Source organism: Methylobacterium sp. Leaf469, assembly GCF_001424745.1.
Lineage (GTDB): Bacteria > Pseudomonadota > Alphaproteobacteria > Rhizobiales > Beijerinckiaceae > Methylobacterium.
In genome coordinates, this window is record NZ_LMRE01000028.1 from 1 (window position 1) to 12760 (window position 12760).

Sequence of the window (12760 nt, forward strand, 5' to 3'; positions counted from 1 at the left end):
GATCGCCGCCGTCAGCGACGTCTTGCCGTGGTCCACGTGACCGATCGTGCCAATGTTGCAGTGCGGCTTCGTACGAGCGAATTTCTCTTTGGCCATCGTCTCTTTCCTGCGGCAAGCTCACACGAGCGGGCGCCCGGTCAGTCGCTCGAAAACTTAATCGAGCCGGGCGAAAGACGCGGCTCGCTTAGAGGCTTGCCGTCCTTTGATCAAGGGCTTTGCCGACAATCGTCCCCGGGCCGCCGTGCCGGAGCCCCCTCACCCGATGGAACGCTTGATCGGAGACGCTTCGAGCAGGGCCGCCTTGTCGACGCCCAGCGCTTCGGCGATCTCGTCCAGCGCCGTCGCTTCGAGGGGGGAGATGCCGTCGTGATCGGCGACGTCGGCGGCGATCAGGAAGGCGGCGGCGCGCTCCGTCTCGCCGCGTCCGAGGATGCCGCCGACGCGGCGGAGGTTCTCCGCCCGTCCGGCGCGGGTCCGCGCCCGGGCGATGCCGTCGTAGAGCTCGCTCTCCAGCATCAGGCGGTCGTAGCCCTTCTCGAGGATCGGATTGGCCTGGATGCCGGCGAGCGCCGTGTCGAACTCCTCGCTCGCCACTTCCCCATCGGCGACGATGACGTTGGCGGCGGCCGAGACCATGGCCTGCATCAGGGCCGTGTCGCCCGCATAGGCGGTGACGGTCTGGCTGAAGCGGGCGACGATGTCCTGAAAGATGTTCATGGGACGCTTCTCATGGGGCCGTGTTGATGGGCGACCCGCGCTGTACGATTCCGGGGGACCTCGCCGTTTCGCGCCGGGAAGGCAAGGGGGCGCGCGACGCGAGACCGCCGGGTTTCAGAACAGGGCCACGAGGGTGACGCCCAGGACCATCAGCACGCCCCCGACGATCCGCCACGGACTCGCCGCGTGGACGGCAAAACCGATCCAACCGAAATGATCGAGGACGATGGAGGTGGCGACGCCGGCCGTGACGAGGATCGCCAGGAACGGAGCTGCTCCGATGGCCTGCGCGGCGAAGAACTGCGACAGGACCACGAGGGCACCGAGGCATCCGCCGAACCAAGCCCAGGCCGGCACCTGCGCGGCCTGCGCGAGGCTCGGCAGGCTGAAACGGCCGGAGACGAGGCCGATGAACAGCAGGGTGGTCCCGGTGCCGAGGGCCACCGCGAGCCCGGCGGCGAAGGGCTGGCCGAGGGCCTTGGAGAGGGTGGCGTTCGTGCCGCCCTGGACGGCGTTGGCAATGCCGGCCACAAGCGCGAGACCATAGAGATACCACATCGGGATCACCACTCGGTTCGGGCGGTCACCGCCTGACGGAAGCGACCTCCCGCATATAGGGCAGCGACGGCCGAACATGACCGAAGGGATGGGACGCGAGGACGCGGCGCGCGCGCGGGTGGTCGATCAGGGCCTGCGCGGTCTCCTGCGGCGGGCGACGTCGGATGCGCACCACCGCCTCGATTCCGGCTGGGCCGGCCACGATCTCCAGGAACGGGGAGCCTATGTCGGGTTCCTCGCCGCCATGGCGGCAGCCCTGGTGCCCCTGGAGGCGGACCTCGCCGCGTCGCCTCCCGAAGCGCTGCCCCCCGATTGGCCGGCGCGCCGCCGCACCGACGCGATCCGGGCCGACCTGGCGGCCTTGGGGCATCCCGCCCCGCCTGCGCCGGCGATGTCCCGCGCGCAGCCGCCGGCCGAGGTCGCGGGGCTGCTCTACGTTCTCGAGGGCTCGCGTCTCGGGGGCCAGATGCTCCTGCGCCAGGCCCTTGCGAGCCCCGATGCGACGGTTCGGGACAACACCCGCTTCCTTCGGCAGGGCGAGGGTCAGCGCCTGTGGCCGAGCTTCGCCGCATGGCTCGAAACCCGGCCCGCCTCGGATGCCGACGGCGCCGTCGCCGGTGCCCTCAGGGCCTTTTCACTGTTCGAGAATGCCCAGAGCGCCCGGGCCTAGCCGACCCGCTCGTCCGGCGCACTTTCGCACAGGGTGGTCGACGGTGCTGCAGCGCGCACCTGCGACGGACCGGGACCCTCGACAGGGTGAAGCCTTGGCTCCCCGACCGGAACTGGTTCGGCGCGGCGCGCCCGGGGCCAGGACCGGCCGCAGGATGGTGCCGGGTCCGGGCGGCATCGGCCAAGGTCCGGCCGCGAGGCAGGCCCGTCACGCCCTCGCGAGTTCCCGGGTGATGTGCTTCACCGAGGGCGTGACGATGGCCACGAACTGCGCCTCGCGCAGGCGCCGGAAGGGTTCGGAGCCCTCGAGATAGCCGCGCGCGCCGAACTGGAGCATGGCGGCCTGTGCCGCCTCCAGGGCGAGCCAGGACATGTCGAGGCGCAGGCGCAGGGTCTCGCGAAAGGCGCCCGCCGCCGGGTCGGCATGGCGTTCGGCCGCGTGCACGAGCCGCGTCCCCAGGTCGGCCGCCCGCGCGTCGATTCCCTCGGCCCCGAGCGGGAGCGCCGCGCCGTCCCGGCTGCCCCGGGCATCCGCGCGCATCAGCGCGGCGACGCCACGGGCGAGCCCCAGTCCCATGCCGGCCTGGAGCAGCACGAAGCCGTTGCGGATGCGGGGCACGAAGGCCGCGGCGTCGGGGGCGATCACGTCGTCGTCGGGCACGAAGGCGTCGCGGACCATCACCGTGTAGGTCCCGGTGCCCTCAAGCGCCACGAATCGGGCATTGGCCGCGATGGCGACACCCTCCTGGCCTGCCGCGAACACCGCCATGACGCGGCGGCCGTCGTCGAGGGCGAAGATGCTGGCGAAGGGGTGGCCGGGTCCGAGATTGGAGACCCAGGGCAGGCGCCCGCGCACCCGGTAGCCGCCCGGCACCCGTCGACCCGTGAGGGCGAGGGGCTCGATGCCGGCGAACGCCTTCATCGGATTGGACAGGCCGGTGCCGCCGAGGCGTACGCCGCTGGTGATGCCGGCCAGATGGCGGTCGCGGGCCGGCGCGTCGCCGTGGGCGAGGTACCAGGCGAGGGCGTCCTGGCACCAGACGCAGAAGGCCGTCGACAGGCAGGCGGACCCCACCGCCGCCATCGCTTCCACGGCCCGGATCAGTCCCGCGGGCGTGCCCTGCGCGTGGTGGGCATAGGCCCCGGCTGCGCCGAGGCCGCGCAGCACGCCGTCCGGATAGAGTCCCCCGTCGATCGCACCGACGCGGGGCCCGAGTTCGTCACGCACGACGCCGGCGACGTCCCGAGGGGCTTCGGGCAGCGCCGCGGTGCGGGCGAGGGCCGCGCTCATCGATTGCGGACGAGGCTGACGGCGACGGGATTCCTGACCGTGTTGAGCACCGGCGACCAGTCACCCGCATGGGCCACGAGCTCGTCGAGTTCGGCTTGGCTCGCACCCTCGATGTCGAGATGCACGGTCAGGCGCACGGCGGTGAGGCCAACGGCCTTCGGCGACAGGTCGCCCGTCCCCCAGACCGAGGTGATGTTGATAGCGCCCTCGCTCTCGATCTCGATGCTGCGCACGGTCCAGCCGCGCGCGACCGCGTTGGCCTGGAGGCCAACCGCCACGCAGGTGCCGAGGGCTGCGAGCAGCGCCTCGGTGGGGTTCGGGGCGGTGTCGTCGCCGAGGAGGCCCGGCGGCTCGTCCACCACGTGGGCGTCGAGGTTGCGCACGTAGTTGAGATGGCGGAAGCGCCGACCCTCGGCGATGGTCCGGGCGCGCACCGTGCGAACGGCCGTCGGATCGGCGCGGCCCTTCTCCGACAGGGCCGCCAGGGCATCCCGGTCGATGGTCTCGAAGGTCTGGACGATCTCTCTCACGGAGGCGGACAACATGGGCGTTCCTTTCAGGTCGCGGGAATCCAGCGGGCACGGGCGGCGAGTCGTCCGAGGCCGCCGTCGAGGGCGTAGCCGATCACTCCGATCAGCAGGACGAGGGCCGCCAAGCGGTCGTACGAGAGGGTGTCGCGCGCATCGTTGATGGCGTAGCCGAGGCCGCTGGTGACCCCGAGATACTCGGCCGGCACGAGGACGATCCAGGCGACGCCGAGTGCCAGGCGCAGGCCGGTGAGGATGTCCTGCAGCACGGCCGGAATCACGATCCGGCGCAGGGTGGCGATCCGGCCGCCGCCGAGGTTGCGCGCGAGGGTGAGCCAGATCGGATCGATCCGCTTCACGCCGGCTGCCGTCGAGAACAGGATCGGCCAGATCGCGGCGGCCGCGATGAGGAACACGATGGCGCCCTCCCAGGTCGGGAAGGCCAGTACCGCCACCGGCATCCAGGCCAGCGGCGAGACCATGCGCAGGAGTTGGAAGGGAGGCTGCAGGGCGCGTTCGGCCAGCGGCGAGGCCCCGACGAGCAATCCGAACGGCACCCCAAGCACGAAGGCGTAGGCGAGCCCCTGTCCGATCCGGGCAAGGCTCGGCAGCGCGGCCCGCCAGGCCTCGCCGGAGGTGAGAAGATCGGCGAACGACGCGAGGGTCGGGCCGGGAGCGAACCCCGCGAAGGCGGTGTAGGCCGGATCGTTCGCGAGGAGGCGGCCGGCCGCGAACCAGAGCACCAGGAGGGTGCCAAGACCGAGGAGCGGCGCTGTCCGATGCAGCAGGCCGGCGAAGAGTCGGCGCTCCGGCCAGGCACGCGCGGACGTGAGGCCGCCGATGTCCGATGCGGCGGTCTTCAGGAGGCCTCCGGTCATAGCGACAGCGTCTCGGTGCGGTCGGGGCCGGACCCGGGGAACGCATCGGGGAAGCGCTTGAGGGATGCGGCCACGAAGCGGTCGTCGACGAGGTCGCGCGCGACGAAATCCGGATCGAGCCCGTTCAGGAAGGTGGCGTCGCCCTCCACCACGGTCCGGCCCATGGCCTCGACGATCAGGCGGGTCGCGGACGGATAGGGCCAGGGCTGGAAATCGATGCGGCTCGCCGCCCAGTCCGCGTGGCGGATGGCCCCGCTCGCCGCGTAGGCGGGACCGTAATCGGTCATCGCCTTGACCACCACGTCGGCGGCCATCGGCAGGTAGCCGCGTCCGTCCTTCGAGATGAGCCGGGCCACGGCCTCCTTGTTGGCGGAGGCATAGGCTTGCGCGCGCACGATGGCGTCGATGGCCTTGCCCGTCCATTCGGGGCGCTCCACCGTAGTCCGCTCATGGGCGACGACCACGCAGCAGGGGTGGTTCTTCCAGATGTCCCCGGTGAAGCGCAGCATCCGGGCGCCGGCCTTGATCTCGCCGAGCGCATTGAACGGCTCGGCCACGATGTAGCCGTCGACCTTGCCGGCCGCCAGCGCCGCCGGCATCTCGGGTGGCGGGAGGATCTGGAGGGCGCATTCGCCCGGGCCCGCATCGCCCCGGATCACCGGCGTGACCCCGGATTCACGCAGTGCGTATTGCAGCACCACGTTGTGCATGGAGTACCAGTACGGAACCGCGACCCGCTTGCCGGCAAGGCCCTTAAAGTCGGTGATGCCGCTCCTGCCCCCGACGACGATGCCGGAGCCGTTGGTGTGGGCCCAGGCCAGAACCTTGACGGGGAACTTGTTGTTGTAGCGCATCCAGACCGGGATGGGCTTTAGGAGGTGGGCGAGGTTGAACTTGCCGGCCGCGAAGCCCTCGACCAGGGCCGACCAGGACCGCACGGGGGTCGGCTCGGCCACCTTGAGGCCGGCCTCCTCGAAATAGCCCTTGGCATGGGCGACCAGGAGGGCGGCGGCATCTGTGATCGGAAGGTAGCCGATACGCACCACATCGTCGTCGGCCGCGTGCACGGCCCGGCTTGACAGGCCGAGGCCGGCACCACCCAGCAGGGCGGCGAGGCCGCCGCGCGCGAGGCCGTCGAGGGTGTCGCGGCGGGTCCAGTCCGCGCGCGCCCATTCATGCGTCCACAGGACGGAGAGGTCGTCTGGGGCTGTCATCACGAGGGTCCGGTTCACGCCGCTTCGCGGTCGACGGGGAGAAGTGGTGCGCCGAGCCGAGTCCTCAGCTCGACCTCGGATCGAACGGGGAAATCCGCGACGATGCCGGCGGGGGCGCCTGCGAGAACGAGGGTACGTTCGGCCAGACCGGCGACATCGGCCGGATCGTGGGTCACGATCACGAGCGTCAGGCCACGCTCGCTCGCAAGGCGCTTCACGTCCGCGCGCAGGGCGGCCCGCATCTCGGGGTCGAGGGCGGAGAACGGTTCGTCGAGGAGAAGGAGGCGCGGCCGGCTCGCGAGCGCCCGCGCCAGGGCCGCGCGCTGCTGCTGCCCGCCCGAGAGCTCATGCGGCTTGGCATCGACCCTGTCCGCCAAGCCGACTTCGCCGAGGATGCGCAGTGCGTCCGCGCGGTCGCCCCCGGGGCTTTCTAGGGGTTGGCCGGACAGGCGGGCCGGCAGGAGTACGTTGTCGAGGACGCTCGCCCAGGGCAGCAGGGCGGGCCGCTGGAACATCATCGTGGCCCCGGGAACGGGCCCTTTCACGCGGGTACCGTCGATCGTCAGACCACCGGAGGATGGCGGGACCAGGCCGGCGGCGATCTGCAGCAGGGTCGACTTGCCGACGCCGGACCGCCCGACGATGCCGATCCGCTCACCGGGGGCGATCCGCAGCGAGATCCCCTCGAGGATCGGCCGGCCGCCATGCCGGAATCCGATGGCATCGAAGGCGAGTTGGGGTGATGGCACGGGTATCCGATCCACAGGCGAACGCTATGACCGTGTCCTTTACGGACTGGATAAAAATTGGGTCTTCATCGATCTTATGCTGTATAGTGTAGGATTAATCAATCGAATTCAATGGAATCGTCTTCCGAATATTGCTCTTGGCGGAAGACGATCTTCTTCGTCCCTCCGCATCCGGAGCGAAACGTCCTGCGCAAAGGGATTTGCGGCACGGCCTGACGCCAAACGGGCGAATCCGCTACGTCACAGGGGGCGGGAAAGACCCGTGGCGCGTCAGCCGTCCAGGAATCCGTTCGTTGAAATGATCCGTCGTCCGAACCACGAGGCGTCGGATCATGCCACCGACCCGGTCGGACGGGGGACGCCGGGTTTTCAGGGCGAGGGGACGGGCGGGCTCGATACCTGGCTGGTGCGTTCCTTAGGGTGATGGGGCGCAAGACCCGACGGACCTGGGCGCCGTTCTACCCCCGGGGTCTGTGCTGGGCGGTCGGCATCGTGAGGAACCGGAAGATCTACGGGGCCGACGTGCGACCTGTCCGCCGCCGGTGCGCGGCAGGCCGTCATCGGACTGCTGTTTGCCGGCCTCGTCCCACTCGTCCTGTGCCACCATTGCCGAAGGCGCTTCCAGCTGCCCACCGACATCAAAATGCCCAGGGGGTGCTAAGTCAAAATCAGCGATTCACGACGCGCCTGTAGGCGGACGTTCATTCCTTCATCCGTCGCGGGCGGTTCTTCGTCTCCGACGTGCCGTTACATTCGCCTGAATTCGACCCGACGCGCGGCTACGTTCCTTGTTGGCCGAACGAGCCTTCGATCCGCTCAGTCCAGGCGCGCGGCAACGCCGGCATGGAATAGGTTCAGTGCCGTGCTGACCGTACGTTCGATCTCGTCTCGCGTTGGCTTCGGCCGAACCCCCAGGCTGAGATCGCGTACGAACGGGCTGACGACCATGCAAGCCAGCATATCTGCAGCGAGCTTCGGGTCGTCCGCCCGCAGCCGACCGAGATCGTTCTGCCGGCGTACCCATGCCGCGAGGGGCTCGATCACGTAAGCTTCGAGGGCGTCCTTGTACGCCTGCGCCATCTTCGGGAATTGCCGGGCCTCCCCGATGGCGAGGCGGTGGGCCGTGACGCCATCCTCCGAGGTCGACAGCAAGCAGAACTCGATGAGGCAGTGCGCGACCTCCGAACGAACGAGGTCGGAACTGGCTGACGTGAAGATCGCGCTGAACAGCGTTTGGCATGCGTCCGCCACCACCTCGTACATGAGCGCCTCCTTGGACGCCGCATACTGGTAGACCGTCTTTTTCGAGATCCCCGCCTTGGCGGCGATGGAAGCAACCGTCGCGCCCGCGAAACCCGAGCCGAGGAACTCCGCCCGGGCTACGGCCACGAGCCGAGCGTAGGTCTGATCGTCCTTGGCGACCCGTGGGACCGAGGCGGCCTCCTCAGACTCTGGCATGGGCATTCCCCCTCCGCCTCTCCGCATCGTGGCGCCTCGCATCGACTAGATCACGTAATCAAAAACCGTATGGTTTCCAGGAATGACCGGTATGCGACATTGCTCGGCCGGGCGACAGAAGCCCATAGCGCAGACCCGATTATAACTGGAGAATGATGAAAACCTAAATGATTCGCATCGTTGAGTCGTCGCTCGCCCCGTGCTCCATCACAGGATCGGGAGCCATACCGGAATCCATGTTCCGAAAGACAGCTTGCCAACTTCTGGAAGGAAACCATATGGTTTCCATGGAAGGGCCGCGACGCTCTCGTTTGATGGCGTTCCGGCGACCAGACGCTCATTTCGGGCGGACCGAAGGAGATTGGGGATGAGGACATCCGAATGCACATCAAGACACTTCGTCCGAAGTGCCGTCGCCTGTGTCCTGCTGGCTGCCGCTGCAGCGACGCCGGCAAGCGCCGGCGATGACAGTCTCCACGCCGACACCGCCGCCGAAAGGCGCGCCTGCACACCGGACGTCCTCCGGCTGTGCCGCACACTCATCCCGGACCGGCGGGCGATCACCGACTGCCTCCTCACGAACAGCTCGCGTCTCAGTCCGGATTGCCGCGCCGTCATGGCCAGCCGGCGGTGAGAGATTCCCGTGAATAACCCCATGCCATCCGAGGACGGATACATGAGCGGCTTCAGCACTCCCGAGACGGGCCCGCCCATTGCCATCATCGGCAGCGGCACTTTGGACCAGTGGATCGCCTGAAAGGATTTGATCCCGCGGTGTAACGATACGGTCGAGTACCCTGTCGCAAGGGATAGGCTACTGGGTAGGTTCTCCGTGGAAATGCCACCACGACGGAGGCAATCCGTCGCGCGATCCAGTTCGCCTTCGTGCTGCTGGTGGAGAGCGTCGGTACGATGGAGGCTGCTCGGTTCCTCCGCGACTTCATCGAAGCGGTGCCTTACCGTATCCACACCGTGCTCACCCACGACGGCATTCAGGTCACGTCACGCCGACGGGACGTCTACGCCAGCCAGCACATATTCGATCGCGTCTGCGACGAGCATGGCATCGACCATCGGTTGACCAAGGTGAACCACTCTTGGGCCAACGGGTAAGTCCAGCGTTTGCCCCGGAGGGCAGCGCGAAGCAGCAAACCGTATGATCGAGGATACGACGATCACACGCGACCACTACGACCGCCATGCTCAGCTTCGGGCGTATCTGCATCTGTTCGTCGATGACCACAACCATGACCGCGGACACAAGGCGCTGTACGGCCTGACACCCACAGAGTTCATCCTCGACGCCTGAACGAAACAGCCCGATGGCTTCAGGATCAACCTGTCACACCTCCTCTTGGGGTCGTGTACCGAGAAACCCGGATGACGAACACAATCGCAGGTGGTATGCGGTGTCGTCAGCTTGACGGTCCGGAGACCCGCCGATGGAGCCCCATGTCCGCTACACGCAGGCGGGTCGTCTTCTGTCGATCGCGACGGTGCTGGGCGAGGACGCGCTGCTGCTGGAGCGGCTGGANCCGCCGATGGAGCCCCATGTCCGCTACACGCAGGCGGGTCGTCTTCTGTCGATCGCGACGGTGCTGGGCGAGGACGCGCTGCTGCTGGAGCGGCTGGAGGTCGAGGAGGGCCTGTCGGCGCTGTTCACCCTGCGCGCCACGGTGCGGGCCCAGCGCGAGACCGTGCGGGCGGACGAGATCGTCGGCACCGYCGCCGATCTGTCCCTGACSCTSGCGGACGGCACGCCCCGGGTCTGGAACGGGCTCGTGACCGAGCTGCACGAGGGCCCGATCGTCACCCGCGGCGCGCGTCAGTACGCGTTGACCCTGCGYCCGCGCCTGTGGCTGATGAGCCAGCGGTCGGATTGCAGGATCTTTCGCGATCGGACCACGCTCCAGGTGCTCGAGACCCTGTGCAGCCCTACGCGGTGCAGTGGAACGAGACGGATCTGGCCTACCTGCTGCGGCGGCTGGAGGAGGACGGCACGTTCTACTACTTCGTCCACGCCGCGGGCCGGCACACCCTGGTGGTGGGCGACCATGCCTCGGCCTACCGCGACGGCGACCCCGAGCGGGTGCGYCTCGCCTTCGGCTCGGCCGATGCCGAGCACATCCACGACTGGCGCCGGCAGATGCGCTTCACCCCCGGCAAGCGGGCGGGGGGCGACTGGGAGTTCACCACCCCCAACACCCGCCTGCAGACGGCGACCCCCTCCCTGGTCAGCGTGCCGGGCAACGCGGCCTACGAGCTCTACGAGTATCCCGGCCGGTTCCTGTCGCCGGAGGCCGGCGAGGCGGCGACCCGCCTGCGGGTGCAGGCGACCGAGACCGACTTCGACCGCATCGAGGGCCGCTCGTCGGTGCGCGGCCTCGCGGCCGGGCATCGCTTCACCCCCTACGAGGTGGCGCACCCGGAGCACGTCTACGCGGCGCAGGTGRTSASCCGSATCCTGCACCGGGCCGAGGAGAGAACGAGTTCGCGGTGATGCCCGCGCACCTGCCGGCCACGCCGCACCGGGGGACGCCGCGCCCGCGCATCGACGGGCTGCAGATCGCCCGGATCGCGGGCCCGCCGGGCGAGGAGATCCACACGGATACGTTCGGGCGCGTGAAGCTGACTTTCCCGTGGGACCGGCGGGCGAAGGCCGACGGGACCGACACCGGCTGGGTGCGGGTGTCGCAGAGCTGGGGTGGGGGCAGCTGGGGCCAGCAGATCATCCCGCGCATCGGCATGGAGGCGCTGGTGGCCTACCAGGAGGGCGACCCCGACCGGCCGATCGTGGTCGGCATCGTGCCCAACCCCAACAATCCGGTCCCCTACAAGCTGCCGGCCAACAAGACCCGCATGACGTTCCGCTCCGACACCCATAAGGGCAAGGGCTTCAATGAGATGAGCCTGGAGGACGATGCCGGCCGGGAGAACATGTTCTTCCATGCCCAGAAGGACCACACCACCCGGGTGCTCAACGACAAGACCAAGCGGGTCGATGCCAACGAGGTGGCCTCGATCGGGGCGAACCGCTCGGTGGAGGTGGCCCGGAACCAGACCCACGAGATCGGCGGCTCGATGAACCTGACAGTGGGCGGGACCGGAGCCACGGCGGCCGCTCTGATGGCGCCGCTCGCCGGTATGGCCGGGCACACGGCCGGCCTGATGAGCCAGGCCGCGCAGGTCGCGGGTCTCGGCGGAGTGGCAGGCGAGGCGATGGGATTGATGGCCTCGGGCCTCGCTGGCTCCGTCCTGGGAATGCTCGGTGGAAGCGGTCTTCAAGCCAGGGATGGTGTGGTCAACGGGCCGAGTCCACGGGCGGACGCCGGCACCGCCCTGTCGCAGGCGGGCAGCGGCCTGGGCCAGGCTGCGGGCGGCCTGTTCTCGTTGCCGGGCATGATGAACACCATCGTCGGATCGATGAGCATGCGCAGCGTCGGTGTTGCGGATGTCCAGCAGGTCGGCACCTCGAAGGTGACGCATGTCGGAGCGACGTTCCTGACGCAAGTCGGCAACTACTACAAGGTCGCTGTCGGCGACGAATTCGTTATCGAGGTCGGTGCGTCGAAGTTCGTGATGAAGAAGGACGGCACAGTCCTGATCCTCGGCAAGACCTTCAACTTCATCGCCGACGATCACGTCCAGATCCGGGGCGCTCCGATCGACCTGAACTGAGCGGTCGGACGGTCCCGATGCAACTCGTCAACCGAACGGCCTTTTCCGCCTTCGCCTTCCGCCAGTTCGACCAGAACGGAGACCTCGACTGTGTCGTGTCGGTGCGGGGCACGTTTCGTTTCGAACCCGGCGGGACGCTCGCCGTGGCCGACCGGCAGGAGCCCTTCCAGTGGGAAGACGTCTACGACGGCGAGCCCCAACAGGGATCGCTGCTGCGTCAGGGCGATCTCGTCCCCTACAAGCCGGGCACCGACGTGACGCTTCTCGGGGACGCCGTGAACCCGAACCCGGATGGCGGACCCTTCGTCTGCCGCATCCGGATCGGCAACCGGATCGATGCAAGCCTTCGCGTCATGGGGCCGCGCCGCTGGCAGGCACGGACGCGCCGGACTTGGCGCGGGCTGCTCCAGCGCGATCCGCAGCCGGTCCTCGAAGGCTGGGACCTGAGCGGCCCGGAACCCGCCGCGCGCGTCCCGCTCACCTGGGCCTCGGCCGTCGGCGGGACGCTGCCCGGAGCGACGGGCGAGGTGCATCCCGACAACCCGCTCGGCCTCGGGCTCGTCGACCGCGCGCACTGTGATCATCGCGAGACCTACCCGGCCCCCACGATCGAGGCTGTCGATGCACCGGTCGAGCGCTGGAACGCATTGCCCGCCCCGGCCGGCTTCGGTCCCCTTCCGCCCTGGTGGCGCCCGCGTCAGCGCTATGCGGGCACCTACGACGAAGCATGGCTCGCCGAGCGCCACCCGCTGCTGCCGCGCGACTTCGACCCGCGCTTCTGGCAATGCGCCCCGACCGGGCTCGTCGCCACGCCGTGGCTCGCCGGAACCGAGGCCTTCACCCTCGACAACCTGCATCCCGACGCGCCTCACCTGACCGGCGGCCTGCCGGGTATCATGCTGGGTGTCACCGCGCGGGATGACAGGGCCACGACGAAGCATCCGCTGGTCCTGGATGGCGTGCAGTTCGACCTGCGCGCGGGCCGCGACGCGGTTCTCCTGACCTGGCGCTGCCGCTTTCC

Annotated in this window: 12 protein-coding genes and 2 pseudogenes; 5 read left to right on the forward strand and 9 right to left on the reverse strand. The window is 68.9% G+C overall.

Annotation, left to right across the window (positions count from 1 at the left end; genetic code table 11):
- The 3 genes from ASG60_RS22840 to ASG60_RS13920 form a co-directional block, all read right to left on the reverse strand.
- A partial coding sequence (locus ASG60_RS22840) for a GTP-binding protein (RefSeq protein ID WP_156368968.1) occupies nt 1-96 on the reverse strand: 96 nt, incomplete at its 3' end.
- A 159-nt stretch (nt 97-255) separates the two neighbouring features.
- Nucleotides 256-717: a tellurite resistance TerB family protein gene (locus tag ASG60_RS13915; RefSeq protein ID WP_056386196.1), complete on the reverse strand. Its 462-nt coding sequence runs from the start codon at nt 715-717 to the stop codon at nt 256-258.
- 114 nt (nt 718-831) lie between these two features.
- On the reverse strand, nt 832-1275 hold the full coding sequence (locus tag ASG60_RS13920) for a DMT family transporter (protein WP_056172277.1): 444 nt from the start codon (nt 1273-1275) through the stop codon (nt 832-834).
- A gap of 76 nt (nt 1276-1351) precedes the next feature.
- Here ASG60_RS13920 and ASG60_RS13925 point away from each other — a divergent pair, with 76 nt between their 5' ends.
- The gene (locus ASG60_RS13925) at nt 1352-1945 is read left to right on the forward strand and encodes a biliverdin-producing heme oxygenase (protein ID WP_244473802.1); all 594 of its coding nucleotides are present in this window, start codon (nt 1352-1354) and stop codon (nt 1943-1945) included.
- A 207-nt stretch (nt 1946-2152) separates the two neighbouring features.
- On the opposite strand, the gene ASG60_RS13930 is transcribed toward ASG60_RS13925, so the two are convergent.
- From ASG60_RS13930 to ASG60_RS13955, 6 genes are all read right to left on the reverse strand, one after another.
- The gene (locus ASG60_RS13930) at nt 2153-3235 is read right to left on the reverse strand and encodes an acyl-CoA dehydrogenase family protein (protein ID WP_056386198.1); all 1083 of its coding nucleotides are present in this window, start codon (nt 3233-3235) and stop codon (nt 2153-2155) included.
- Complete coding sequence (locus ASG60_RS13935) at nt 3232-3780, reverse strand: OsmC family protein (RefSeq protein ID WP_082531760.1); 549 nt, start codon at nt 3778-3780, stop codon at nt 3232-3234. The genes ASG60_RS13930 and ASG60_RS13935 overlap by 4 nt, the downstream gene beginning before the upstream one ends.
- A gap of 11 nt (nt 3781-3791) precedes the next feature.
- Entirely contained in the window at nt 3792-4640 is an 849-nt protein-coding gene (locus tag ASG60_RS13940) for an ABC transporter permease (RefSeq protein ID WP_056386200.1), read from the reverse strand.
- A complete protein-coding gene (locus ASG60_RS13945) occupies nt 4637-5854 on the reverse strand; it encodes an ABC transporter substrate-binding protein (RefSeq protein WP_056386213.1) in 1218 nt (405 codons plus the stop codon). The genes ASG60_RS13940 and ASG60_RS13945 overlap by 4 nt, the downstream gene beginning before the upstream one ends.
- Nucleotides 5855-5868: 14 nt before the next feature.
- Entirely contained in the window at nt 5869-6603 is a 735-nt protein-coding gene (locus tag ASG60_RS13950) for an ABC transporter ATP-binding protein (protein WP_244476671.1), read from the reverse strand.
- A gap of 816 nt (nt 6604-7419) precedes the next feature.
- Nucleotides 7420-8061 carry a TetR/AcrR family transcriptional regulator gene (locus ASG60_RS13955; protein WP_162244798.1) on the reverse strand — a complete coding sequence of 214 codons (642 nt, stop codon included), beginning with the start codon at nt 8059-8061 and terminating at the stop codon, nt 7420-7422.
- An 873-nt stretch (nt 8062-8934) separates the two neighbouring features.
- Between ASG60_RS13955 and ASG60_RS23505 the strand changes: the two are divergent.
- From ASG60_RS23505 to ASG60_RS13980, 4 genes and pseudogenes are all read left to right on the forward strand, one after another.
- Nucleotides 8935-9445, forward strand: a pseudogene (locus tag ASG60_RS23505) (IS481 family transposase); the annotation flags it as partial.
- A 157-nt stretch (nt 9446-9602) separates the two neighbouring features.
- Nucleotides 9603-10561 (forward strand): annotated as a pseudogene (vgrG, locus tag ASG60_RS23510) (type VI secretion system tip protein VgrG).
- Entirely contained in the window at nt 10561-11739 is a 1179-nt protein-coding gene (gene tssI, locus ASG60_RS23515; RefSeq protein ID WP_056386208.1) for a type VI secretion system tip protein TssI/VgrG, read from the forward strand. Before vgrG ends, tssI begins: the two are co-directional and overlap by 1 nt.
- Nucleotides 11740-11756: 17 nt before the next feature.
- A partial coding sequence (locus ASG60_RS13980) for a DUF2169 domain-containing protein (RefSeq protein ID WP_056386209.1) occupies nt 11757-12760 on the forward strand: 1004 nt, incomplete at its 3' end.